21 protein-coding genes, 1 tRNA gene and 1 pseudogene are annotated in these 22,920 nt (G+C 70.7%); 10 read left to right on the top strand and 13 right to left on the bottom strand.

The features are described 5' to 3' along the window. Positions 1-9: 9 nt before the first annotated feature. From AB0I77_RS24510 to AB0I77_RS24490, 5 genes are all read right to left on the bottom strand, one after another. A complete protein-coding gene (locus tag AB0I77_RS24510) occupies positions 10-1,998 on the bottom strand; it encodes a copper resistance protein CopC (protein WP_363284802.1) in 1,989 nt (662 codons plus the stop codon). Between the two features lie 12 nt (positions 1,999-2,010). Further along, positions 2,011-2,469 (bottom strand): copper chaperone PCu(A)C, encoded by a 459-nt coding sequence (locus AB0I77_RS24505; protein WP_363284801.1) that lies wholly within the window; start codon positions 2,467-2,469, stop codon positions 2,011-2,013. Next, entirely contained in the window at positions 2,466-3,119 is a 654-nt protein-coding gene (locus AB0I77_RS24500) for an SCO family protein (RefSeq protein ID WP_363284800.1), read from the bottom strand. Before AB0I77_RS24500 ends, AB0I77_RS24505 begins: the two co-directional genes overlap by 4 nt. A gap of 103 nt (positions 3,120-3,222) precedes the next feature. Then, positions 3,223-3,963: a YcnI family protein gene (locus tag AB0I77_RS24495; RefSeq protein WP_363284799.1), complete on the bottom strand. Its 741-nt coding sequence runs from the start codon at positions 3,961-3,963 to the stop codon at positions 3,223-3,225. Positions 3,964-4,149: 186 nt separating this feature from the next. Beyond that, positions 4,150-5,022 carry a hypothetical protein gene (locus AB0I77_RS24490; protein ID WP_363284951.1) on the bottom strand — a complete coding sequence of 291 codons (873 nt, stop codon included), beginning with the start codon at positions 5,020-5,022 and terminating at the stop codon, positions 4,150-4,152. Positions 5,023-5,262: 240 nt separating this feature from the next. Between AB0I77_RS24490 and AB0I77_RS24485 the strand changes: the two genes are divergently transcribed. Together AB0I77_RS24485 and AB0I77_RS24480 are read left to right on the top strand one after the other, a co-directional pair. Beyond that, complete coding sequence (locus AB0I77_RS24485; protein ID WP_363284798.1) at positions 5,263-5,718, top strand: ATP-binding protein; 456 nt, start codon at positions 5,263-5,265, stop codon at positions 5,716-5,718. A 199-nt stretch (positions 5,719-5,917) separates the two neighbouring features. Beyond that, positions 5,918-6,711: pseudogene (locus AB0I77_RS24480) on the top strand (triphosphoribosyl-dephospho-CoA synthase). Positions 6,712-6,934: 223 nt separating this feature from the next. Here AB0I77_RS24480 and AB0I77_RS24475 read toward each other — a convergent pair. Further along, the gene (locus AB0I77_RS24475; RefSeq protein ID WP_363284797.1) at positions 6,935-8,431 is read right to left on the bottom strand and encodes an aminopeptidase P family protein; all 1,497 of its coding nucleotides are present in this window, start codon (positions 8,429-8,431) and stop codon (positions 6,935-6,937) included. 127 nt (positions 8,432-8,558) lie between these two features. After that, positions 8,559-10,190, bottom strand: coding sequence for a PP2C family protein-serine/threonine phosphatase (locus AB0I77_RS24470; protein WP_363284796.1), 1,632 nt, complete (start codon positions 10,188-10,190; stop codon positions 8,559-8,561). A gap of 492 nt (positions 10,191-10,682) precedes the next feature. Between AB0I77_RS24470 and AB0I77_RS24465 the strand changes: the two genes are divergently transcribed. After that, positions 10,683-11,348 carry a bifunctional DNA primase/polymerase gene (locus tag AB0I77_RS24465; protein WP_363284795.1) on the top strand — a complete coding sequence of 222 codons (666 nt, stop codon included), beginning with the start codon at positions 10,683-10,685 and terminating at the stop codon, positions 11,346-11,348. A 56-nt stretch (positions 11,349-11,404) separates the two neighbouring features. Continuing rightward, a complete protein-coding gene (locus AB0I77_RS24460) occupies positions 11,405-12,088 on the top strand; it encodes a hypothetical protein (protein ID WP_363284794.1) in 684 nt (227 codons plus the stop codon). 244 nt (positions 12,089-12,332) lie between these two features. Here AB0I77_RS24460 and AB0I77_RS24455 read toward each other — a convergent pair whose 3' ends face one another. The 3 genes from AB0I77_RS24455 to AB0I77_RS24445 all read right to left on the bottom strand — a co-directional run bounded on the left by AB0I77_RS24455 (position 12,333) and on the right by AB0I77_RS24445 (position 15,252). Beyond that, positions 12,333-13,322: a DUF5926 family protein gene (locus AB0I77_RS24455; protein ID WP_363284793.1), complete on the bottom strand. Its 990-nt coding sequence runs from the start codon at positions 13,320-13,322 to the stop codon at positions 12,333-12,335. Between the two features lie 232 nt (positions 13,323-13,554). Continuing rightward, complete coding sequence (locus tag AB0I77_RS24450; protein ID WP_363284792.1) at positions 13,555-14,193, bottom strand: ATP-binding protein; 639 nt, start codon at positions 14,191-14,193, stop codon at positions 13,555-13,557. A gap of 231 nt (positions 14,194-14,424) precedes the next feature. Next, positions 14,425-15,252, bottom strand: coding sequence for a glycerophosphodiester phosphodiesterase (locus AB0I77_RS24445; protein ID WP_363284791.1), 828 nt, complete (start codon positions 15,250-15,252; stop codon positions 14,425-14,427). Between the two features lie 265 nt (positions 15,253-15,517). Between AB0I77_RS24445 and AB0I77_RS24440 the strand changes: the two genes are divergently transcribed. Beyond that, positions 15,518-17,053 (top strand): trypsin-like peptidase domain-containing protein, encoded by a 1,536-nt coding sequence (locus AB0I77_RS24440; RefSeq protein WP_363284790.1) that lies wholly within the window; start codon positions 15,518-15,520, stop codon positions 17,051-17,053. A 61-nt stretch (positions 17,054-17,114) separates the two neighbouring features. Continuing rightward, a tRNA-Ser gene (locus AB0I77_RS24435) sits at positions 17,115-17,201 on the top strand. Positions 17,202-17,305: 104 nt separating this feature from the next. On the opposite strand, the gene AB0I77_RS24430 is transcribed toward AB0I77_RS24435, so the two are convergent. The 3 genes from AB0I77_RS24430 to AB0I77_RS24420 form a co-directional block, all read right to left on the bottom strand. Further along, positions 17,306-17,845 (bottom strand): DinB family protein, encoded by a 540-nt coding sequence (locus AB0I77_RS24430; protein WP_363284789.1) that lies wholly within the window; start codon positions 17,843-17,845, stop codon positions 17,306-17,308. 100 nt (positions 17,846-17,945) lie between these two features. Then, entirely contained in the window at positions 17,946-18,377 is a 432-nt protein-coding gene (locus AB0I77_RS24425; protein ID WP_363284788.1) for a hypothetical protein, read from the bottom strand. A gap of 94 nt (positions 18,378-18,471) precedes the next feature. Further along, on the bottom strand, positions 18,472-19,338 hold the full coding sequence (locus AB0I77_RS24420) for a bifunctional DNA primase/polymerase (protein ID WP_363284787.1): 867 nt from the start codon (positions 19,336-19,338) through the stop codon (positions 18,472-18,474). A gap of 366 nt (positions 19,339-19,704) precedes the next feature. On the opposite strand from AB0I77_RS24420, the gene AB0I77_RS24415 reads away from it, so the two are divergent. The 4 genes from AB0I77_RS24415 to AB0I77_RS24400 all read left to right on the top strand — a co-directional run bounded on the left by AB0I77_RS24415 (position 19,705) and on the right by AB0I77_RS24400 (position 22,788). Beyond that, complete coding sequence (locus AB0I77_RS24415; RefSeq protein WP_363284786.1) at positions 19,705-20,031, top strand: hypothetical protein; 327 nt, start codon at positions 19,705-19,707, stop codon at positions 20,029-20,031. Between the two features lie 230 nt (positions 20,032-20,261). Continuing rightward, a complete protein-coding gene (locus AB0I77_RS24410) occupies positions 20,262-21,212 on the top strand; it encodes a bifunctional MaoC family dehydratase N-terminal/OB-fold nucleic acid binding domain-containing protein (protein WP_363284785.1) in 951 nt (316 codons plus the stop codon). Next, positions 21,209-21,625, top strand: coding sequence for a MaoC family dehydratase (locus AB0I77_RS24405; protein ID WP_363284784.1), 417 nt, complete (start codon positions 21,209-21,211; stop codon positions 21,623-21,625). The genes AB0I77_RS24410 and AB0I77_RS24405 overlap by 4 nt, the downstream gene beginning before the upstream one ends. Next, positions 21,622-22,788 (top strand): lipid-transfer protein, encoded by a 1,167-nt coding sequence (locus AB0I77_RS24400; protein WP_363284783.1) that lies wholly within the window; start codon positions 21,622-21,624, stop codon positions 22,786-22,788. The genes AB0I77_RS24405 and AB0I77_RS24400 overlap by 4 nt, the downstream gene beginning before the upstream one ends. Positions 22,789-22,920 lie beyond the last annotated feature (132 nt).

Genomic DNA, 22,920 nt, shown 5'->3' with positions numbered 1-22,920 from the left:
GGTGATGGGTCAGCCGATCTGCGCGTTCTTGGACACGGTTGTCTGGTCGATGTCGGAGGTCCGAACGGTCACCTCGACCTGCCAGTCGCCCGCCATGGGGATCTGCACTCCGTTCGCCGACCAGTGACCGGTGGTGATGTGGTCGGGGACGACGGGCAGCGGCCCGATGTCCTTGGCCTTGAGGGTGAAGGCGACCTTCACCTCGGGGATGTCGAAGGCACGACCGTTGGGCCGCTGTACGTAGACGTGCATCTCATTGCCGCCCACGCGCGCGGGGTCGAGGTCGACCGTCACGACGCCCTTGCCGTCCGCGCCGCCCGTGTCGAACGACATGTCCAGGGTCAGCGCTCCGCCCGACGGGGTCGACGCGGAGGACGAGGAGGAGGACGACGTGGCCGCCTTGGCCTCCAGCTCCGTGCGCCCCGGCTCGGTCTGCGTCAGCACGGTGGTGACGGCGAGCACGACGACGGCTACACCGGCCTCGGCGAGCACCGAGCGGCGCAGCCCGAACCGGTGCGGGTCGGCGTCCCGTGCCCGCTTCTGCCGCGCCGTGTCCATCGCGGCCTGCTGCCGGGCGAGCTGAGCGGCCCGCTTGGAGCCGCCGGTGCCCTTGGACTCACCTGAGCCGGCACCCTTGGAGCCACCAGCGTCTTTGGAGCTCCCGGTACCGGCCCCGACCTGCTCCTTTTCCCGCTGAAGCTCCTTCTCCCGCTGAAGCCCCTTCTCCCCCTGACGCTCCTTCTCCCGCTGACGCGCCACGACCGGCACCGCATCCGCCAGCTGTGCCGTCCACCGCCGTGAGATCCACGCGAGGCCGACCAGCAGCGCCACGAGCCCGATCTTGACGAGCAGCAGCTGTCCGTACCGCGTGTCGGTGAACGCCGACCAGGAGCCGAGCTGGCGCCACGACTGGTAGGTCCCGGTCGCGACCAGTGCGACGACGCTGCCGAAGGCGAGGGTCGAGAACCGGCGTACGGCGACCGTGTCGACGGGTGTGTCGGCGGGCGCCTTGTACAGCGCGACGAGCAGGGCGGTGAGCCCGCCGAGCCAGGTCGCGACGGCCAGCAGGTGCACGACGTCGACCGGCATCGCGATGCCCGCCTGGAGCCCGACCGAGGCATGCTCGGACATCGCCCAGCTCGCGGCGAGCCCGGCGGCCACGACGGTCCCGCCGATCGCGAGCCCGAAGCTCAGGTCCCGCTTCTCCTCGTCCTCGCGTTTGTCGTAGGCCCCGAAGAGCACCGCGATGAACAGCGCCGCCGCGGCGAGCAGCAGCAGCCGGGAGACCAGTGCCGCGCCCGTCTTCGTCTGGAGCACCTGTCCGAGCAGGCTCAGATCGAAGACGTCGCCCACCTTCCCGGAGCTGGTGTAGGAGCCGCGCAGAAGCAGCAGCAGGAGCGTCGACGCGGTGAGCGTGAGCCATCCGGAGACGACGAGCCGCTGCATGGCCCGCACTCCGGAGCCGCGCTGCCAGCAGGCCAGGACGAAGGCGGCGCCGCCGACCAGGACCACGAAGCCGGCGTACGACATGTACCGCCCGAACCCGTACAGCCAGCCGACGACTCCGCCGCCCGCCGTCTCGGCGGACACCGAGACGCTGGACTTCGAGGGGGCGCCGATGGAGAAGGTGTAGGCGCCGGACACGGGGTGGCTGTCGGCGGACACGACCTGGTAGGTGACGGTGTACGTGCCGTCGGGCAGGCCGCTGTGCAGTCGCACGGCGTACGTCGTGCCGCTCACGTTGGACGGTTTGCCGCTCTGGACGGGCTTGCCGCTGGGGTCGAGCACGCGTAGCGAGTCGGCGGACATGGCGACCTGCTCGGAGAAGGTCAGCGATATCCGAGTGGGTGCCTGTTCGACCACTCCCCCCTGCTGGGGGTCGCTGCCGGTCAGCGCGGCGTGCGCGGAAGCCGGCCCGGCCGCTGCGAGGAGCAGTCCGGTGGCGGCCAGGAGCAGCAGCACCAGCGTGCGGACACGGGGGGCGATGGTCTGCGTCAAGGGGGTCCTCCCTCAGTGTCCGGTCTTCGGGGTGTACGTCGCCGACTTGACCGGCATCGTGACGACGACCGGGTCGGACTTGGCGAAGTGCAGTTCGACCGAGACCGTCTGGCCCTGCTCGGGCTTGCGCTTCAGCTTCTCGAACATCAGGTGGTTGCCGCCGCTTTTGAACACGAGTTGACCGTCCGCGGGGACGGGGAGCCGAGCGACCTCCTCCATGGCGCCGCCGACCGTCTCGTGCACGGTGACGGAGCCCGCCTCGTCGCTCGTGACCGAGGTCAGCTCGTCCTTCGTACCGCTGTCGTTGACGATCGTCAGGAAGCCGGCCGCCATGTCGGCGGACATCGGCTGCGGCATGTAGGCGCCGGTGACGGAGAGGCCGCCACCACTGTCGCTGCCGGACCCCGAGCCGCACCCGGCCAGGACCAGTGCTCCGGCGAGCACCGCGACGGGGACGGTGAGACGGTTCACGGCTTCTGTCCCTTGATGATCTTGGGGAGGTCCTTGGTGTAGTCGTCGACCGTGGCGTCCTCGCCGTAGAGGAGGTAGCCCGCGTCGGTCTTCGGGGAGAACGCGACGACCTGGGTGCCGTGTACGGAGACGACCTTGCCGTTCTTGTCCTTGTGCGTCGGCTCGATGGAGATGCCCAGGGTGCGGGCGCTCGCCTGGATGGTGGCGAAGTCGCCGGTCAGGCCGATGAACTGGGAGTCGATGCCCTTGAGCCACTTGCCGAGCTCGGACGGGGTGTCGCGGCCCGGGTCGGTGGTGACGAACACCACGCGCAGCTGGTCCTGTTCGGACTTGGGCAGCTGCTTCGTGGCGACGGCGATGTTGTTCATCGTCAGGGGGCAGACGTCGGGGCAGTGGGTGTAGCCGAAGTAGATCAGCGTCGGCTTGCCCGCGGTCTCCTTGCGGAGGTCGTACTTCTTGCCCTGGGTGTCGGTGAGGACCAGGTCCGGCTTCTCGAACGGCTGGTCGAGGACCGTGGCTGCCTTGTCCGAGCCGGCGGCCTCGGAGACCACGGAGACGGGCGAACCGCTGTCGTCGCTGCTGCCGCAGGCGGAGAGGGTCAGAGTGGCAGCGGCGAGCAGTGCGGCCGCGGCGAACGTCTTCTTGCGCATAGAAAAATGTCCCAGATGTGATGGTGCCGGTGTGCACCGGGGTCGTACAGGCGGTCGCGCGGACAGTCGTGCGAACCCCGGTGCACAGCCGGAGGAATGGACCTCAGGCGGTGGTACGCCGACGCCCGGCGAGCACGCCGTAGGCCACGCCGAGCACGCCGACGACGATGCCGACCACGGCGAGGACGCGGGCGGTGGTGTCACTGCTGTCGGCGGGGGCGGCGGTTTCGGCGGAAGCGTTCTCGGTGTCGGCCGCCGCCTTGTCGGAGGTCTCCTCGGTCGCCGACGAGTCGTGGTGGCCGTCCTCGGAGGCAGCGGCCAGTTCCAGCACCGGGGCCGGGTCCTCGGGCTCCTCCTGGCCCTCCTGCTGCTCCTCGATCCAGCGCACGACCTCGCCGTTGGAGTACGTCTGGATGGCCTTGAAGACGAGCTCGTCGGCGTCCTCGGGCAGCGGGCCGAGGACGACCGGGAACCGCTGGGCGAAGCCGGCGCCGATGCCCTTGTCCTCGGCGGTCCAGGTGACCTTGGTGATGGCCTCGGAGATCTGCCGGCCGTGTACCTCGACCGGCTTGTCGAGCTTGGTCTTCGTGGGGACGATCTTCCAGCCGTCGACCTGCTCCGGCATCACGGAGGCCAGCGGGTGGTCGGTCGGGAAGTTGATCACGAGCTTCGTGGTCGAGGCGTTGTCGCGCTCGTTGGGGACCTGGAAGTTCACGGTCGCGTAGCCGCCCTTGGCGGCGGTGCCTTCGGGCTGGACGGTGACGTGCGCGAACGCGGGCGAGGACAGGACGACGACGGCCGAGGCGGCGATAGCGCCGACGACGGCCAGACGAGAAGCCTTCATGGAAAGCACTCCACTTCAATGGGTTTCCGATGAGGAGGGGTACGCGTGCGCGTGCGTGAGCGATCACTGGAGAGCACGGGCACGCGCGCGTGCCGCACGACGGCGGCCCCCTCCACAGAAGTCCGGCTCAGGATGTCCGGCTCAGGGAAGTCCGGAGCCCGGGTGTGGAGTGCTGGTCGCGTCGTGTCAGGCGGCGAGGACGAGGGCGGCGGCGGGCGGGCCGCGCCTGGTCACCGTGTGCTGGAGTGCGGTGGTACGTGGCTTCGGCGGTGTGAGCAGGCCGGTACGCGGCAGCCGCGGACCGGCCTCGGGCGTACCCGGCAGCCCGGCACGCAGGGCGCGCACCAGTCCGAGCGCCCCGCGCAGGGACCGTACGAGCGCCCCTTCGGCGACCGAGTGCGCCGACGGTGCGGACATTTCGAAGAGTCGCAGCAGTGCCATGTCGCCGCGCCGCATCAGCCAGCCGGCGGCGATCGCCGCGAGGACGTGGCCCAGCAGCATCGGCAGGGACGGCAGCAGCGACATGGAGGAACCCGCGGCGGTGGACAGGGCGTCCGCCGGGTGGTGCGTCGCGCCGGTGTCCGCGCCGGTGGCGGTCACCGCGCGCGGGTAGATCCGGGCGTCGACGAGGAGCTTGTGGGCCTGCGCGGGGCTGATCGCCGCGGCGGTGGTCCCGCACAGGAGCCGCGCGGCCTGCTCGACCAGCGAGGCATCGGGCAACGAGGCACCGGACGTCGACGGCATCGCCGTCACCGATGAGGCCGCGGACGCCGACGCCGCACCGTGCTGCCCCAGCCCGAACAACACGTGCAGCACGGACTGTCCGACCGCGAGCAGCGTCGCGATCCCGGGCAGCGAGCGTTCGCGTCCGGCGAACGGCGCCACGACAAGGAGGACGCCCAGGAAGCCCGCGCCCAGCGTCCACAGCGGAACCGTGGCGCAGGAGGCGAGCGCGTGACCGGCCGCGGCCAGCACGACGCAGACCGCGGCGAACACCGCGGCCCGCAGCACCCGGAGGTCTCCTCCGGAGCGCGCCGTGCGTGGGTGGGGGACAGTCATGGCGGGCATGGCGGGCTCATCATCGCACTGGCCTTATGGGCGCCATACGGCAGGTCCACAAGATGACGTACGGGTTGTACGACCGGAAGATCACCTTCTGTCACAAGCCGTCCCGCATACACCGGTCGCCGCTCGCGGCACATCCCCCATATGGGCGGCATCACGTCAACTCTGTGCTTACGCCGGGGCACTCGCGGCAATACGTAACGGTATGTCGAGCCGCGGCCAGGAGGCTGGAGCATGAGCATCTGGTGGTCACTCCATCTGCGGCGCGAAGCCGCCAGCGTGCCGCTCGCCCGGCGCCTGCTGCTCGGCACCATGGAGACCGCGGGCGTCGATCCCGACGTCTCCTACGACCTCTCCGTCGCCCTCACCGAGGCCTGCACCAACGCCGTGGCGCACGGCGGGGACACCGCGTACGGCGGCTACTCGGAGGCGTTCCGCGTCACCGCCTACCTCGACGGTGAGAAGTGCCGCATCGAGGTCGCCGACTCGGGCCCCGGCTTCCCCGCCGGCCGCCCCCGGCCCGCGCTCCGCTCCGTGCCCGCCGAGGACGAGCACGGCCGCGGCCTCTACCTCATCCGGGAACTCGCCGACCACGTCCACATCGGCAACAAGCCCGGCCGGCGCGGCGCGGTGGTGAGCTTCGACAAGATCCTCAAGTGGAAGAAGGACGCGCCGTTGATGGCGGTATAGAGCTTCGGCACGGGCTTCTGATGGAACACCGGCGCGGGCAGCGGAGGTGGCGGCGAGGGCGGCACACCCTCGAGTGGCGCCCCGAGCGACAGCCCGTCAGCGTCGGCCTCGGCGTCCTCCTGAGAGGCACGACCATGAGCAGCCGCAGAAGCACTTCCCAATGCTGATGTCAACCATGAGCAGCAACAGAAGTACGACCATGAGGAGCCGCGAGGACGACACGCTCGCGCAGTCCGCGTGGACGCGCTGACCGGGCAGCTGGCGCTCGCCCCCAAGCCCGGGTTGCCCGACCCGCGCGACCTCGGCGCCCGTACGACCCGGGTGGACCACTGCTCCCTGCGCTGGTCGGCCAAGGAGCTCGCGCCCGGCCTGGCGGCGATGGCGGCTGCCGCCCGCCGCACCGGCGAGCCGACGCCCGGGCTCCGTACGGAACTGGGCGCGATCGGCCGCTGCACCGAGCACTCGGTGTCCCTGGCGGGCGGCGGCCATCGGGGCGCACTGTGGGCGCTCGGCCTGCTGGTCGCCGCGGCCGCCCTCGATCCGCGCGCCGCAGCCCGGGAGGTGGCCGCGAGCGCCAAGCGGATCGCCGCGCACCCCGACCGACGGGTCCCGCGGCGCCCCTCGCGCGGCTCGACGGTCTCGGCGAACTACGGAGCCACCGGGGCGCGGGGCGAGGCACGAGCCGGATTCCCGCACATATGGCGGGCATTGGACGCGCTCACCGTCGCTCGCTCGACCGGCGCCACGGAGACCGAGGCCCGTCTGAACGCCCTGCTCACCGTGATGTCCACGCTCCAGGACACCGAACTCCTGCACACCGCGGGACCCTTCGGCCTGCGCCACGTCCAGGCGGGCCGGGAAGCCCTGCACGCCCTCGACGCCGACCTGCACGCGCGCGCGTGGAGCCCGCGGGGGAGTGCGGGGCTGCTGGCGGGCGCGCTCTTCCTGGACTCCCTGCCGGCGCCGGTCAGTTCACGAGGGCAGGCTGCCTGAGGTCCGCCCGGTCATGGGCCCGGCGGGTCGCCGGGCCCATCGCGTAGGGCGCCGCCGACGCGAACACCGCGCACGCCGCCGGCATCCCCATCGCCGCACCGCGCGCGTGTCCGACGCCGGCCCGGTGACATCGGTGACATATGCGGCTCCGCCGCGTGGGAGCGATCAGCCACGGATCACCCGCAACGGATCACCCGCAGACGAATGATCAGCAGACGAATGATCAGCCGGCCTTCACAGACGCCATCCACACCTCGACCTCATCCGACCGACGAGGCAACCCGTCGGACAGATTCCGGTTCCCACCCTCCGTCACCAGAATGTCGTCCTCGATCCGCACACCGATCCCCCGGTACTCCTCCGGCACCGTCAGATCGTCGGCCTGGAAGTACAACCCCGGCTCAACGGTCAGCACCATGCCGGGCTCGAGAACCCCATCCACGTACGACTCCACGCGCGCGGCAGCGCAGTCATGGACGTCCATGCCCAGCATGTGACCCGTGCCGTGCAGCGTCCACCGGCGCTGCAACCCCAGCTCCAGCACCCGCTCGACCGGCCCCTCGACCAGCCCCCACTCCACGAGCTTCTCGGCCAGCACACGCTGGGCGGCGTCATGGAAGTCCCGGTACTTCGCGCCCGGCTTCACCGCCGCGATACCGGCCTCCTGGGCCTCGTACACGGCGTCGTAGATCTGCTTCTGGATCTCGCTGAAGCGGCCGTTGACCGGCAGTGTGCGCGTGACGTCGGCGGTGTAGTACGTGTGCGTCTCGACGCCCGCGTCGAGCAGCAGCAGCTCACCGGACCGCACCGGCCCGTCGTTGCGCACCCAGTGCAGGGTGCAGGCGTGCGGTCCGGCGGCGGCGATGGTGCCGTAGCCGACGTCGTTGCCCTCCACGCGCGCGCGGAGGAAGAACGTGCCCTCGATGTACCGCTCGGAGGTGGCCTCGGCCTTGTCCAGAACGCGTACGACGTCCTCGAAGCCGCGCACGGTCGAGTCGACCGCCTTCTGGAGCTCGCCGATCTCGAACTCGTCCTTGACCAGTCGCGCCTCGGACAGGAAGACCCGCAGTTCCTCGTCGCGTTCGGCGGTGACCTTGTCGGTCAGCGCGGCCTCGACGTCGGCGTCGTACCCGCGCACGACCCGCACCGGTCCGGCGGCCTCGCGCAGTTGGCCGGGCAGCTCGCGCACGTCGGAGGCGGGGATGCCGTACAGCTTCTCGGCCTCGGTGAGGGAGTGCCGGCGGCCGACCCACAGCTCGCCCTGTCCGGAGAGCCAGAACTCTCCGTTCTCGCGGTCGGAGCGCGGCAGGAGGTAGATCGTCGCCTTGTGGCCGTCGGCGGTGGGCTCCAGGACGAGTACGCCGTCCTCAGTCTGGTTGCCGGTGAGGTACGCGTACTCGACCGACGCCCGGAAGGCGTACTCGGTGTCGTTCGAGCGGGTCTTCAGGTTGCCCGCGGGGATCACCAGGCGGTCGCCGGGGAAGCGCGCGGAGAGCTCGGCCCGGCGGGCGGCGGTCTCGGCGGCCTGCTCGATCGGCTCCAGGTCGCGCAGTTCCGTGTCGGCCCAGCCGGACTTCATGTTCTCGGCCAGCTCGTCGGACACGCCCGGGTACAGTCCGTTCTTCCGCTTCTTGATGGGCGCTTCGGACTCGGCTTCCGGGCCCGCTGCGGTGGCAGCATCATCAGATGCTGCCGGATTGAGCTCGTCGGCCACGGTCATCCTCCTCGATACGGCACTGGACCTCCTCCATCGTACGGTCGTACGGAAGGGGGCCCAGGGCCGGAAGGTCTGTTACCGACAGCCTCGCCGACCGCTACTCGAAGTGAGCCGCTACTCGAGTGAGCGGCTACTCGAAGTGAGCCGCGAGAAGCACGACGTCCTCCGCGGAGTCCGCCGCGTCCAGCCCGTCGGGCAGCACGGTCCGCAGGACGTGGTCGACGACGGCGTCCGGGTCGCGGCGGACCGCCTTCGGCACGCCGGCCGCCGCCGCGTGCAACCGGGCGAACGCGCGGTCGGTCGCCTCGCCGGTGCGGTGCAGCAGCCCGTCGGTGTAGAGCAGAACCGTGTCTCCCGCCTCGGCCAGGAGCTCCACGCTGGGCGCCTCCCAGCAGGCGAGCATCCCCAGCGGCGCCGACACGGAGGTCTCCACGAACTCCGTGCGCCGCTCGCCGATCAGCAGGGGCGGGCTGTGCCCGGCACCGGCGAGGGTGATCTTGCGCAGCGCGGGCTCGCAGTAGGCGAACAGGGCGGTGGCCGAGCGGGCGGGCTCGGTGAGCCTGAGCAGCAGCTCCAGGTCGGACAGGACGGCGACCGGGTCCTCGCCCTCCATCACGGCGTACGCCCGCAGGGAGGCCCGCAGCCGCCCCATCGCGGCGATGGCGCTGGGGCCGGAGCCGGTCACCGAACCCACCGCGAGGCCGAGCGCCGCGTCCGGCAGGGGCAGTGCGTCGTACCAGTCGCCGCCGCCGCGTGGACCGGTGCGGTGCCGGGCGGCGAGCCGGACGCCAAAGACGCGGGGCAGCCGCGAGGGCAGCAGTTCCTCGGAGATCGTCGCCAGGCACGCGCGCGTGCGCTCGACCTCGATGAGCCGGGCCAGGTGCTCGCCGGCGTAGCGGGCGTAGAGGCCGACGAGGTGGCGCTGGCGCTCGGTCGGCTCGGCGGGCTCGTCGTAGAGCCACACGGCGGCGCCGAGACGGTCGGCGGCGTCGATGGCGCACCCGGTGGTGCGTCCGGCCGCGCCTTCGGTGGTGAGCCTGGAGGTGCCTTCCGTGGTGCGCCCGGTAGTGCCTTCCGTGGTGCGCCCGGTAGTGCCTGCGGTGGTGCCTTCCGCGGACAGCGGGAGCGCGTAGCTCGCCGCGTAGCCGAGGCGGGCGGCCACCTCGCGATGCCGGGGGTCGAGCCCCTCCTCGGCGAACAGGTCGGGCTCGGCGATCTCGCCGTCGCCGCCCGGCAGTCCGTCGAGGATGCGGCCGTACGACAGGGAACTGCGCGGGACGGTTTCGATGTGACCGAGGTCGGCGCGGGCGAGGCCCAGGCCGATGGTGGTGTCGGGGCCGAGACCGTCGCCCGGTTCCAGCACGACGAGTCCGCGGCGGGCGCCCACGAGGGCGGCTCCGGCGTGCAGCAGCTCCTCCATGCCCTCGGCCAGCGCGTCCGTGCGGACCAGGCGTTCGGTGAGCTCATGGAGGGTGGTGAGATCCGAGACCCAGCCGGCGAGACGGTCCTGGAGCAGGGCGCCCGGCGCGTTTGGCGAGAGCACAGCCGAGGTACCCGAGGCGGCAGGCGCGGGCGCGACAGTGTGTGCCGGCGAGGGAAGCGTTGAATCGATTCCAGCCACTTTCGAAGGATGCGGGGCGTTCATGGCGTTCGGCTTTCCGACCGGTGCGTATTGCTCAAAAGCATCGCAAACCCCCATGTCATTCTGCGCCGCTAGCAGTGTCTCCACATGTACACGCACTCGTGAGGGGATGTCCAGCATTGTCCTGCTGGGATTCCTGGTGTCCGTGGGGAACCGGCGCCGCACTTGCCAAAAATCGAAGTTGGCCTAAAACTGCCCCAGGTAAGCGCTTATTGCGGTCGACTGGGCTTGCTCCACAGAGCGTCACAGTGGTCGTGATGGGTACGTACTCGGAGAAGGCCAGGGGCGGTTGGGAACCGCCCGGAACCTGGCGACGGACTCGGGCGTCTTAACCACCGACGACCGCGCCCCATCCTCCCGTGGCGGAGGCGAAGAGAAATACGCGGGACCGCAAAACGCCAGACTTCGCCACCCCGCGCCACGCTCATGCTTTTGATAGACGCAGTATGGGTGAGGCTGTCGCGGAAGCAGCCAACGCTCGACCCATAGGGGTTCCCCTTGTCTCCGGCAGGGGTGTGATGCGCCAACAGGTACGCACAGTGAAGTGATCGACACATGGTGTGATGTAGCCCACGGTGTTGCCAGCGGTGCAACGGAAAGGAACGAGCGCTCATGCGCGAGATCCTCGGAAGGCGACGCAGGCTCCTGTCCCAGCGCAACGACGGGAGGCCTGAGTTGATCAGCGCGGCCCTGGCCTTCGCGACGGAATGGCAGTGGCCCGTACTCCCCGGCGTGGCACCGGACCCGCAGTTGCGGGCCCGCTGCGGCTGCCCCGACCCCGAGTGCACGGTGCCAGGTGCCCACCCCTTCGACCCCGGCCTCCTCGCGGCCACCACCGACGAGCGCATGGTGCGCTGGTGGTGGACCAACCGGCCCGCCGCGCCGATCGTCATGGCCACCGGCGACAAGGCTCCCTGCGCGGTCAGCCTGCCCGCCGTGCCGGCCGCCTGGGCCCTCGACGCACTCGACCGCAAGGGCATGCGCCTCGGCCCGGTCGTGGCCGCGCCCACCCGCTGGGCGATCCTGGTGAAGCCGTACTCCATGGAGCAGTTGGGCGAACTCCTGTACGCCAAGGACTACGTCCCCGGCTCGCTCCGCTTCCACGGCGAGGGCGGCTACCTGGCCCTGCCCCCCTCCGGGACCGGCCAGGGCGACATCCGCTGGGAGCGCGCACCACTGCCCGGCTCGGCTGCCCCGTGGGTGCCCGACGTGGAGGCCGTGGTGGACGCGGTGGTCGAGGCCCTCACTCGTACGGGTGTGAGCGCACCCGAGTTGTAAGGGTGTCGGGCGCGGGCGGAACCGGACGCCCGCCGCCGCTCGTTACATTCCGGTACATGCTGCGTCATTCTGGGGGGCGACCCCCAGACCCCCGAAGAATTCGTCTGCTCGCCCTCGTGGGCGTCGTGGTGTGCGCGGTCGTGCTACCGCTGGCCATGGCGTCCGCGGGACAGGTGGGCGACGAGACCCGCGCCGCCCGCGATCACGAGGGCCGCGCCGCCCGCCATGTCGAGGGCGGCGGCGCCCGCCATGATCCCGTACGTCCTTCCGCCGATCTCGTACGTCCGTCTCCGTCAGCTGATTCCGTACGTTTGTCCGCGCGCGACGATCACAAGGTCCCCGTCGCCCGGCCCACCGGCTCCCCGCTGCTGCTCGGCCTGGGGCTGGCCACCGCGGCCCGCTGCGGTCCCGACCTCACCTCCCCCGACGGCGTCGAGGCGCAGACCTGTGTCCTTACGCAGGGTGAGGCGACCTGGGCGCGCACCTACTACCGCAACGCCACCGGCGGCGCGCTGGACTCCGTACTGAGTCTCATGGGACCCGGCGGCCGGACCGTACAGATGCGCTGCGAGGTGGGCGCCGAGGACGAGCCGGGAAGTTGCGAAACGCCCCGGGAACGCACGCGGGGCGACCTGGACGGATACACGGCGGTCGCGGAATTCGCGGCGCGGACCGAGACCGGGGACGGGCCGCTGCTGCTGCGATCCGGGAGCAACTCCGGTGCGCCTACGGGGAGTTGACGCCTGGCGCCGTTCCGTAAAGGCGCTTGGACATGGAAAGACCCGGTTGCTGGCGACGGGGGATGCACCAGCAACCGGGCTACTGGAACGGTAACAAGAGATCGGCTGTTCGCAAATTCGATCCGGCTTCTTGCTGAGCTATTCGGACACCGATTGGCTTGTCCTGGCCGGGAGTTGTGAAGCGGAGCCGTCAACTCCGCGATCTCCTATGCGGCTGACCGACCAGTCAGCCGCACGGACTCCGTCAACTGAGCGTGACCTGCCGGTTGGTCAGGCCGCCGCGCGCGCGACGCTCGTCGGCGGTCAGCGGTGCGTCGGCGGCCAGGGCGTCGGCGAGGCGCTCGGCGAACTCGGCGGCCGGCTTCTCCACGTCGTCCGCGCCGACCCCGCTCGGCAGGTCCCAGACCGGCACGGTGAGCCCGTGAGCGCGGAAGGAGCCCACGAGACGGGTGCCCCCGCCGAGGCTGGAGCGGCCCGCGGCGTGCAGCCGCGCGAGGGCGTCCAGAAGTTGCTCCTCCGGATACGGCATGACCCAGCGCAGGTGGTTCTTCTCCGGGGTCTCGCACCAGTACGCGGCGTCCACGCCCGTCAGCCGCACGGTCGGGATGGCGGCGGCGTTGGCCCGCTCCAGGGAGGCGGTCACCTCCGGTGTGGCGTTCTCCGCGTCCGGAACCCAGAATTCGAAGCCCGGGTGCACAACTGGCTCGAACGCGCCTTCGGAATCGAGCAGTTCCTGCAACCGCGGACCGTCGGCCGGGGCGCGGCGGCTCTGGACCGGAGTGCCCGGCTCCGCGGTGAGCGCGCGCTGGAGGGTGTCGGCGAGATCGCGGCTGATGTCGCCCGACGCCGTGTCGTTCTGGAGGCCGAGCAGCACCGAGCCGTCGTCGCGGCGCAGCGCGGGCCAGGCCATCGGCAGGACGGTGGCCAGTGTGACCGACGGCACGCCCTCGGGGAGGCCGCCCTTCAGCGTCAGCGCGACCGTGGCGGCCGGGACCAGCTCGCGCAGCGCCACCCAGTCGCACTCGCCGGGCAGCCCTTCGAAGGGACGCTGCACCAGCTCGGTCGAGGCGTGTGCGGCGGCCCGGCCGTGGCAGGCCTTGTAACGACGGCCGCTGCCACAGGGGCAGGGCTCGCGGGCGCCGACGACCGGAACATGTCCATCAGCGCCTGCGGCACGGGCACCGCCCGTGATCTGCGGCCGCTTGGCCTTCGTCTGGGGTCGCTTCTTGGCCATGGTGGGTGTCTCCCGGTTACGGCTCGTCTCGTACGGGCGCGAGCCTAGCCGTTCACGACTCGACCGACGGGTGCCTGTGGACAACGTCGGGTGACGTGCCGACCTGTGGACAGCGGCTCCGGGCCTGGTGAGCCGGTCGCTGCGGCCCAGGTCGTCCCGGCCCAGGTGGTCTTGGTCCGGGCCGTCTCAGTCCAGGTCGTCACAGGTCCGGGCCGTCGCAGCCCAAGCCGTCTCAGTCCAGGTCGTCGAAGGCGTCCGCGAAATCCAGGTGGGGCAGTGCGGACACCGACCGAGCCGTGATGCGCGTAGCGAAGTCGTCGCGACGGTGCCCGGCGTCCGGATCGTGAACGTCGTCGTGGACGACGACCCACACCGTGACCTCGCCCCGGGCGTCGTCCCGTACGCCCCAGTCGTCGGCCAGCGCCGTGATGATGTTGAGCCCGCGGCCGCCGTGTGCGGTGACCGAGGGCGTGGCCGGAGCCGGGCGGGTGGGCCCGCCGCCGTCCGTCACCTCGACCGTGAGCCTCCCGCCCGCGTCCACTCGCCAGGCGGCGCGGACATCGCCGTCCCCGGCCAGGGCGTCGCCCAGTGGCCGGCCGTGCTTGCACGCATTGCTCAAAAGTTCGGAAAGAATCAGTACGGCGTCGTCGATGACCGATTCCGCCACGCCACCCCTGCGCAACTGAGTACGCATACGGTGTCTGGCTTTCCCCACGCCCGCAGGGCCATGGGGTACGGCCATGCTCGACGACGTGGGCACCTCCTGTGCCACCACAAACGCCACCCCCGAGACCTCCTTTGCCCCACGCCACGGTGTGGATGCCCCATTGGCCTGTACCGGAAACCGGCCAATCCCTGTCCCGTGACGCATTCGCAACGATCGAATACGAACCGAACGCGCCGGAGCACTCCCTGTAATCGAGCGGCTGGATTTCGACGCTGCGGCCGATCCCGGAGCATGCTTCAGGCGGACGGGGACGCGGGTCAAGGCTTCTTGACAGGTCCTTACGGGCCTTTAGGGTCTTTGAGCTCTTTGAGCTCTTTGAGGTCCTTCAGGCCTTTCAGGCCTTCAAGCCTTTCAGGCCTTTCAGGCGTTTAGTGGTCAGCGGCCGAGGCGGCCCAGTACCGCGCGCGGGCGGTTGGTGATGATGGCGTCGATGCCCAGGCCGAGGCAGAGGTCGACGTCCTCCGGCTCGTTCACGGTCCACACGTGCACCTGGTGGCCGGCCTGCTTCAGACGCTCGATGTACGCGGGGTGATTGCGCACGATCCGGATCGAGGGGCCGGCGATCCGGACACCCGCGGGCAGCCGTCCGTCGCGCAGCCGGGGCGAGACGAACTGCATCAGGTAGACAGTCGGCAGCATCGGCGAGGCGGCCCGCACCCGGTGCAGCGAGCGGGCCGAGAAGCTCATCACGCGCACCGGGGACTCGGCGGCCGAGGCCGGATCGTCGAGCCCGAACCGCTTCAGGAGCAGCAGCAGCCGGTCCTCGACCTGCCCCGCCCAGCGCGTGGGGTGCTTGGTCTCGATGGCCAGCTCCACCCGGCGTCCGGCGTCGGCGACGAGCTCCAGCAGCCGCTCCAGGGTCAGGACGGAGGTCTCCTCCCGGTCCTCGGGCCGATGCTCCCAGTCCGGCTCCTCGTCCCGGGTCCGCCAGGAGTCGCGCGTCTTCCGGGAGCCGAAATCCAGGGCGGCGAGATCGGCGAGCTCCAGCGCCGACACCGCGCCGCGGCCGTTGGACGTACGGTTGACGCGGCGGTCGTGGACGCAGACCAGATGGCCGTCCGCGGTCAGCCGTACATCGCATTCGAGGGCGTCGGCACCGTCTTCGATCGCCTTCTTGTACGCGGCCAGGGTGTGCTCGGGAGCGTCGTCGGAGGCTCCGCGGTGGGCGACGACTTGGGGGTGGTGCTGCCGTGCGTGGGTCACCGCGTCATGGTGCCACCGTCCGCGGGTACGCGGGCGAACGGAGGCTCTGGAATTGCGCCTCATATGCCTGAAGTGCCCTATATAAAGAATGGCCGCAGACCCACAGCCACCGCTTATGGTGCTCTGACGGCCTGTGGGAAAAGCTGACGGCATACAAACAGATACGCACGACCTGCACAATCGCATCGCGCCGGACCTTCGACAAACACGAAGAACGTGACCGAGTGCGACCGACAACAACAGCCGTGGACCGAGGAGACAAGCTGTGAGCACCGAGAACGAGGGCACCGCGGTACCCCCGGCCCCCTCCGCACCCCCCGTGCCGGTGGATGCTCCCGCTGCGTCGGCACCCCAGGAGCACCCCGCTCCCGGACCGGGCGCCCCGACGACTCCGATCCCGCCGGTGCCGTCGGGCACCCCCGGCGCCCAGGAGCGGGAACGGGCGCACGCGGGACAGGCTCCCGCCCCCTCCCCTGCCTACGCGACGGCGGGCTCCGGCTCCGCCCCGCAGGGACAGGGCCCCGAAGGCTCCGCCCCGCAGGGCGCCTGGCCGCCGCCTCCGCCGCCGGCCACCCCGTCGTACGCGGACGGCGGCTCCGGCGGTGCGTCGTACGCCGACGGCGGCTCCGGCGGCGCGGGACCCGAGTGGGGCGCCTCCTACCCGCAGCCCGCGCCGAAGCCCCGTAGCGGGCGCGGTGGTCTGGTCGCCGCGGTCCTGGTGGCGGCGCTGGTCGCGGGTGGCGCGGGTGGCGGCCTCGGCTACACCCTGGCCAAGGACAACGACAGCAGCTCCTCCACGACCGTCTCCGCCCCCGACAGCGCCGGCTCCGTCAAACGCGCCCCGGACACGGTCGCGGGCGTGGCGGCCAAGTCGCTGCCGAGCACGGTCACCATCGAGGCCGAGTCCACCAGCGGCGAGGGCGGCACCGGTACCGGCTTCGTCTTCGACACCGAGGGCCACATCGTCACCAACAACCACGTGGTGGCGGACGCGGTCGACGGCGGCAAGCTCACGGCGACCTTCCCGAACGGAAAGAAGTACGACGCGGAGGTCGTGGGCCACGCGCAGGGCTACGACGTGGCGGTCATCAAGCTCAAGAACGCCCCGAGCGACCTCAAGCCCCTGCCCCTCGGCGACTCCGACAAGATCGCGGTCGGCGACTCGACGATCGCGATCGGCGCCCCCTTCGGCCTGTCCAACACGGTGACGACGGGCATCATCAGCGCCAAGGACCGCCCGGTGGCGTCCAGCGACGGCACCAGCAACAACGCCTCCTACATGAACGCCCTCCAGACCGACGCCTCGATCAACCCCGGCAACTCCGGCGGGCCGCTCCTGGACGCCCTGGGCAACGTCATCGGCATCAACTCCGCGATCCAGTCCTCCAGCAACGGCGGCCTGGGCGGCACCAGCCAGTCCGGCTCGATCGGCCTCGGCTTCGCCATCCCGATCAACCAGGCCAAGTACGTCGCCCAGCAGCTGATCAAGACCGGCAAGCCGGTCTACGCGAAGATCGGTGCGTCCGTCTCCCTGGAGGACGGCACGGGCGGCGCCCAGATCACCGAACAGGGCGCCAGCGGCTCCGAGGCGGTCGAGGCGGGCGGCCCCGCCGACAAGGCCGGCCTCAAGCCCGGCGATGTCATCACCAAGCTCGACGACCACGTGATCGACTCCGGCCCCACCCTGATCGGCGAGATCTGGACCCACAAGCCCGGCGACAAGGTCACGATCACCTACCAGCGAGACGGCAAGACCCACACGGTCGAACTCACCCTGGGCTCCCGCACGGGCGACAGCTGACCGACACGCACGCGTGCCAACCGTTACTCTTGTCCCCGCGCTGCCGGTACCGGCAGCGCGGGGAGGCGTGCCCGAGCGGCCTAAGGGAACGGTCTTGAAAACCGTCGTGGCAGCGATGTCACCGTGAGTTCGAATCTCACCGCCTCCGCGGAACGCGACGAGAAGTGAAGTGATGGGGTGCCGGACTTGGTCCGGCACCCCATCACTTTCGCGGCATCCCTTCATCCCTTCACTTGTCGGCCGATTCACTTGTCAGTCGATCCCGGCACCGCCGCCCGCCGCCCGCAACATCCGCACCTGCCCGATCTCCGCAACGTTCTTCATCAGCTCGGCGTTCGCCCAGGCGAGCATGTCGGCGACGGTGTAGGCGGGGTCGTTCGGTGAAGGGAAACGGGCCGTGGCGTCCAGGTCGGTGTCGGTGAGGCGGTTCACGGCGGGTAGCCAGGCCGTACGCAAACCCCATAGCCACTCGATGGTCGGCTTCCCGGGGCCGGGCCAGGTGACGTCGGTGCGTTCCCGGGGCGGTCGTCCCTCCACGTGGTCGAGGGTGACGCTCCACCACCAGCCGATGTGCCAGCTCAGCCAGGCGATGGTGGGGACGGGGACCGGATCGGGTTCGGTGTCCGACCAGTCCGGTGCCCAGGTGCCGTCGGCGGTGCGGTGGACCGTCCAGCAGTGGGGCACCGGTTCCCACAGGAAGTCCTCGGGCTCCAGTCGGTCGAGGTGGTATTCGAACAGGGACCAGGTCAGGTCGAACTGCCGGCGCAGCAGGTCTGATCGGGAAACGGTCATCGTCCGACCCTGGCACAGCAGCGGTCTCTGTCACTCGAAGTCCCCCGAAGTCCCCGAAGTCCCCGAAGCCCCCCGAAGCCCCCCGAACGGATCTCCGGGGCTATAGCTCGTAGTCCCGGGCCAGTTCCTCCCAGGCGATGTCCCGGAGCGCGGGCTCGGCGTCGCAGTCCGAGGGCACGTGGGTGGTGGGCTGGAACCAGATCACGGTGAGGGCCGAGCGGGAGAGGATCGGATCATGGTTCGGGTCCAGGGCCGTCGAGCGGAAGGACCCGACGCACGACACGGCCGGCAGCACCTCGACCGGCCCGAACGCCCCGGTGTACTGGTCCGGGTGCTCGCGCGGGGGCGGGACGAGGTGCACCGGAGTGGTGGGGAAGGCGTGCTCGGCCGCCCGCAACAGGCCCTTGATCTTCATGTCGTTGACCGGCTTGCACGGGTAGCCCTCCAGCATCCCGCCGTACGTCGAGGAGAACCGCAGCTCGGAGAGGTCGAGCGAGCGGCCGGACGTGAGGACGACACGGCTGAGGGACATGGTCGGCACTTTAGGGCGGCGCTGCATGGTGCTCCTGTGAATTTCCCGCCCCCGATTTCTTCTGCCGAGCCGCACCTCACCGACCTCCTGATCTTCAAGGCCGATGCCCCGTCATCCGCGCCGCCGACGCGATCGTCGCGCGGGCCTCGCGTTCGGTGAGGCCCGTGTTCAGGGCCGCGTCGACCAGGGGGTCGACGAGGGCGGGGCCGATGCCGTCCTCGTAGGCGCGGCAGGCCGCCCAGAACAGGCGGGTGTTGCGTTGGCCCTCGTGGGCGGCGAGGACGAACTGGACGAGGCCCTGGCCGTGCCCGCCGGTCGACGCGGGCGTGGGGTGGTGGGTGCGGGGCGGCGGGAGCAGGAGGCGCAGCAGTGCGGGCGGGCAGGCCGCGGGGGCGAGGTGGGCGGTGCCGGGGGCGGTGACGTACTCGCCGTGCTCCGTGCGGGAGCCGGGGCCGACGAGGTAGCCGCCGGCGCCCCGGATGTCGATGCCGGGTGCCAACCTCCCCGCCGAATTGGGGATGACGACATCCGGCGGGCCGCTCAGCCAGAGGTGGCGGCCGCCGCTGGGCGTCAGGACGACGACCGTGTCGGGGATCGTGAACAGATGGCGCAGGGCGAGCTCGCGCAGGGCGGCTGAGGAGTTCGTGCCGGACTTCGTGTCGAGGTCGATGCCGATGAGGTGGTGCGGCGGGAGGCCGCACGCGATGCCGTACCCCGTCGCCCAGGGCGCCGCGGCGAACAGTTCTCGGATGTGGGCCGGGTCGGTGGCGGCGTCGTAGACCCCGTGTCCGAAGCGGCCGCACTCGCCGTGGCAGACCGGGGTTGAGGGGTCGTCGCGGTGGGGGGAGCGCAGGGCCGGGAGCTTCGTCCGGGACAGGGGGATGACGGCCAGTCCGCGTTCGGCGGCTGACAGGGCGTGTGCGAGGGCCAGCGTCGTGGCCTGCCGGTCGGTGGTGGCCATGCCTCCATGTTCGTACGTATGTTCGAAAAAGGGAAGGGGGAGCGAGCGCGACTCGCCGGGCGGGACGGATTGGCTGGAAATATGCCGGAACGCTTCAGCCCTTGTGGCGCTTGGGGTGGGGATGTTGGCGCTGCCTTGAGCTGGGACTGGAGGTAGCGAAAGGGGTTTATCGACTTGTCATCACGCTTGAGGGGGAATAACGCCTTCCGGGGTGGTTCGCCGGGGATTCGGTGGGCAACTCTGATCTCGCGACGTCGTGCACCACCACCGGGGCGGTCGGCCAACTTCCCTGGTAGAAGCCGTACTTCTTGTACTTCGCGTACGTCCGGCACTTCAGCCGGCGCGTACATGTTCTGGAGGAACAACATGGCAAGCATCCGTACCGCCCGCGTCATCGCCGCCGTTTCCGCCCTCCCGCTCGCAGCCGCGCTCTTCACCGGCGTCGCGACGGCGGACAACGGTGCGATCGCGGACAACGGATCGAGCGCGTCCGTGACGAACGCCGTGGCGGGCGTCGTCGGCAGCGGCGTCGGCGGTGACAACAACGGCAACTCGTCCACCACGCAGCAGCAGGCGGTCGGCTCCGGTGCCTCGAACCAGAGCAACACCGCCCAGGTCAACGGCTCCGCGTTCACGGCCGTGAACCAGGGGAACGACAACACGTCCGTCAACTTCACCCCGCTGTGGTGGTGATCTGAGGGGGCGGGTGCTCCGGCATCAGCCCCCTGAACTCCCGTGTGTGGGGTGCTTTGTGGGGTGACAAAACGTCTGCGCGGCGGTGCTACGGCACCGCCGCGCAGACGTTTTCGCGTGCGGATCGACGACCTTGACGACCTTGGTGACCTTGACACTCCGCCGTATCTGACGGACAGTCAGAAAATCTCGCATGGAGGACGGCGGACGGCGGACGACGAGGGGGCGAAGTGAGCGACAACCAGGAATACCTGGAGAACCTGGGGCACCTGGAGAAGCGGCTGAAGTCCTACGAGGGGCGGCCGTCCGCCGTCGCCGGTGTCGCCAAGGATCCCGTCAACCTGCCCATGATCCGGCACTGGTGCGAGGCGATGGGCGACACCAACCCGGCGTACAACGGCCCGGATTCCGTCGCCCCGCCCACCATGCTCCAGACCTGGACCATGGGCGGCCTCTCCGGCCACACCGGGCGGACCCAGGCGTACGACGAACTGCTCGCCCTCCTGGACGAGGCGGGCTGCACCGCCGTGGTCGCCACCGACTGCGAGCAGGAGTACGTACGGCCCCTGCGGCCCGGCGACGAGATCACCTTCGACGCGGTGATCGAGTCGGTGTCGGAGCGCAAGACGACCAAGCTGGGCACGGGGTACTTCGTCACCACCCGCATGGACGTCCGGGTGGGCACCGACCTTGCGGGCACCCACCGCTTCCGCATCCTCAAGTACGCCCCCGCACGCCCCCGCGAGAAACCCCAAGCCGCCCGCCCTGGTCCCCGCCTCCGTCCCCGCCCCGTCGTCAACCGCGACAACGCCGGTTTCTGGGAAGGCGTGCGACAACACCGGCTGCTGATCCAGCGCTGCACGGGCTGTGGCACCCTCCGCCACCCCTGGCTCCCCGGCTGCGCCACCTGCGGCGGCCCCGACTGGGACACGGTCGAGGCGAGCGGCGCGGGCACGGTCTATTCGTACGTCGTCCTGCACCACCCGCCCTTCCCCGCCTTCGACCCTCCCCACGCCGTCGCCCTGATCGAGCTCGCGGAGGGCGTGCGGATGATCAGCAACGTGGTCGGGGTGCCGTACGACAAGGTGCGGATCGGCCTGCCGGTCCGGCTCGAATTCCGGACGTACGACGACGAGTTGGTGCTGCCGGTCTTCCGCGCCGGACAGGAGGAGGTCGCATGACGGTCGGCGAAACCCGTGCCACGGCCGGTGACGTGCTGCCGCCGCTGGAGATCCCGGTCACCCGCACGCTGATCGTCGCCGGGGCGATCGCCTCGCGCGACTACCAGGACGTCCACCATGACGCGGAACTGGCCCGGCAGAAGGGCTCCCCCGACATCTTCATGAACATCCTCACGACGAACGGCCTGGTCGGCCGGTATGTCACGGACCACTTCGGTCCGCGCGCCGTACTCCGCAAGGTGGCCATCAGACTGGGCACGCCCAACTACCCGGGAGACACGATGGTGTTGACGGGCACGGTCGAGAAGGTCGACGGCGACACCGCGACCGTCCGGGTGGCCGGAGCCAACGCCCTCGGCCGACATGTGACCGGCACCGTGACGGTCACCCTTCCGGCGGGGGAGGCGGGATGAGCGTACGCACCCGGGACACCCTCGGCGGACGGGCGGCGATCGTCGGCATCGGGGCCACCGAGTTCTCCAAGGACTCGGGGCGCAGCGAGCTGCGGCTGGCGGCGGAGGCGGTGCGGGCGGCCCTGGACGACGCGGGGCTGCGGCCGGCCGACGTGGACGGGGTGGTCACGTTCACGATGGACACCAGCCCGGAGATCACCGTCGCCCAGGCCTGCGGGATGGGCGAGCTGTCCTTCTTCTCCCGCGTCCACTACGGCGGCGGAGCGGCCTGCGCCACCGTCCAGCAGGCGGCGCTCGCCATCGCCGCGGGAGTGGCGGAAGTGGTGGTCTGCTACCGCGCGTTCAACGAGCGGTCGGGGCGGAGATTCGGCTCGGGCGTGCAGCACAGAGAGCCGTCGGCCGAGGGGGTCGCGCTCGGCTGGTCCCTCCCCTTCGGGCTGCTCACCCCGGCCTCCTGGGTGGCGATGGCGGCCCAGCGATACCTGCACACCTACGGCCTGACCCCGGAGGCGTTCGGTCATGTGGCCGTGACGGACCGCGGATACGCGGCGACCAATCCGTCGGCGTACTTCCACGGCCGGCCCATCACCCTCGCCGACCACGCGGCCTCCCGCTGGATCGCCGAGCCGCTGCGGCTGCTGGACTGCTGCCAGGAAACGGACGGCGGCCAGGCGTTGGTCGTCACCTCCGTGGAGCGGGCCCGCGATCTGCCCCACCCGCCCGCCGTCCTGGCGGCGGCCGCCCAGGGCGCGGGCCGGGCCCAGGAGCAGATGACCAGTTTCTACCGCGACGACCTGACCGGCCTGCCGGAGATGGGCGTGGTGGCGCGGCAGCTGTGGCGGACCTCCGGACTCACGCCCGCCGACATCGACGTGGGAATCCTGTACGACCACTTCACGCCGTTCGTGCTGATGCAGCTGGAGGAGTTCGGATTCTGCGGCAAGGGGGAGGCGGCCGACTTCGTACGCCGTGCGGAGTTGCCCCTGAACACGCACGGCGGACAGCTCGGGGAGGCCTACCTGCACGGTATGAACGGCATCGCGGAAGGAGTGCGGCAGCTGCGGGGCACCTCGGTGAACCAGATACCGGCCGCCGCGCGGATCCTGGTGACGGCGGGGACGGGGGTGCCGACGTCGGGGCTGGTGCTGACCGGCGACGGGTGAGATCCATGTGTCTTTTCCCCTGCCAACTCCCTGCCGGCTCTCGGCCCACTCCCTGCCAACTCCCGGCCCACTCCCTGCCGGCTCTGGGCCCACTCCCTGCCGGCTCTCGGCCCTCTCCCTGCCCGCTCCCGG

Source organism: Streptomyces sp. NPDC050619 (assembly GCF_040654815.1).
In the GTDB taxonomy this organism is placed as follows: Bacteria; Actinomycetota; Actinomycetes; order Streptomycetales; family Streptomycetaceae; genus Streptomyces.
Note: the sequence above shows the minus strand (reverse complement) of the source record. Positions and strands in the feature narration are given on the sequence as shown.

Bases quoted from the DNA above. Each gene is read 5' to 3' on its own strand.
- AB0I77_RS24415 (WP_363284786.1), top strand. From the start codon at position 19,705: ATGGCAAGCATCCGTACCGCCCGCGTCATCGCCGCCGTTTCCGCCCTC.
- AB0I77_RS24425 (WP_363284788.1), bottom strand. From the start codon at position 18,377: ATGTCCCTCAGCCGTGTCGTCCTCACGTCCGGCCGCTCGCTCGACCTC.
- AB0I77_RS24470 (WP_363284796.1), bottom strand. From the start codon at position 10,190: ATGCTGGACATCCCCTCACGAGTGCGTGTACATGTGGAGACACTGCTA.
- AB0I77_RS24420 (WP_363284787.1), bottom strand. From the start codon at position 19,338: ATGGCCACCACCGACCGGCAGGCCACGACGCTGGCCCTCGCACACGCC.
- AB0I77_RS24495 (WP_363284799.1), bottom strand. From the start codon at position 3,963: ATGAAGGCTTCTCGTCTGGCCGTCGTCGGCGCTATCGCCGCCTCGGCC.
- AB0I77_RS24430 (WP_363284789.1), bottom strand. From the start codon at position 17,845: ATGACCGTTTCCCGATCAGACCTGCTGCGCCGGCAGTTCGACCTGACC.
- AB0I77_RS24400 (WP_363284783.1), top strand. From the start codon at position 21,622: ATGAGCGTACGCACCCGGGACACCCTCGGCGGACGGGCGGCGATCGTC.
- AB0I77_RS24485 (WP_363284798.1), top strand. From the start codon at position 5,263: ATGAGCATCTGGTGGTCACTCCATCTGCGGCGCGAAGCCGCCAGCGTG.
- AB0I77_RS24465 (WP_363284795.1), top strand. From the start codon at position 10,683: ATGCGCGAGATCCTCGGAAGGCGACGCAGGCTCCTGTCCCAGCGCAAC.
- AB0I77_RS24475 (WP_363284797.1), bottom strand. From the start codon at position 8,431: ATGACCGTGGCCGACGAGCTCAATCCGGCAGCATCTGATGATGCTGCC.
- AB0I77_RS24455 (WP_363284793.1), bottom strand. From the start codon at position 13,322: ATGGCCAAGAAGCGACCCCAGACGAAGGCCAAGCGGCCGCAGATCACG.
- AB0I77_RS24500 (WP_363284800.1), bottom strand. From the start codon at position 3,119: ATGCGCAAGAAGACGTTCGCCGCGGCCGCACTGCTCGCCGCTGCCACT.
- AB0I77_RS24450 (WP_363284792.1), bottom strand. From the start codon at position 14,193: ATGCGTCACGGGACAGGGATTGGCCGGTTTCCGGTACAGGCCAATGGG.
- AB0I77_RS24490 (WP_363284951.1), bottom strand. From the start codon at position 5,022: ATGACTGTCCCCCACCCACGCACGGCGCGCTCCGGAGGAGACCTCCGG.
- AB0I77_RS24405 (WP_363284784.1), top strand. From the start codon at position 21,209: ATGACGGTCGGCGAAACCCGTGCCACGGCCGGTGACGTGCTGCCGCCG.
- AB0I77_RS24460 (WP_363284794.1), top strand. From the start codon at position 11,405: ATGCTGCGTCATTCTGGGGGGCGACCCCCAGACCCCCGAAGAATTCGT.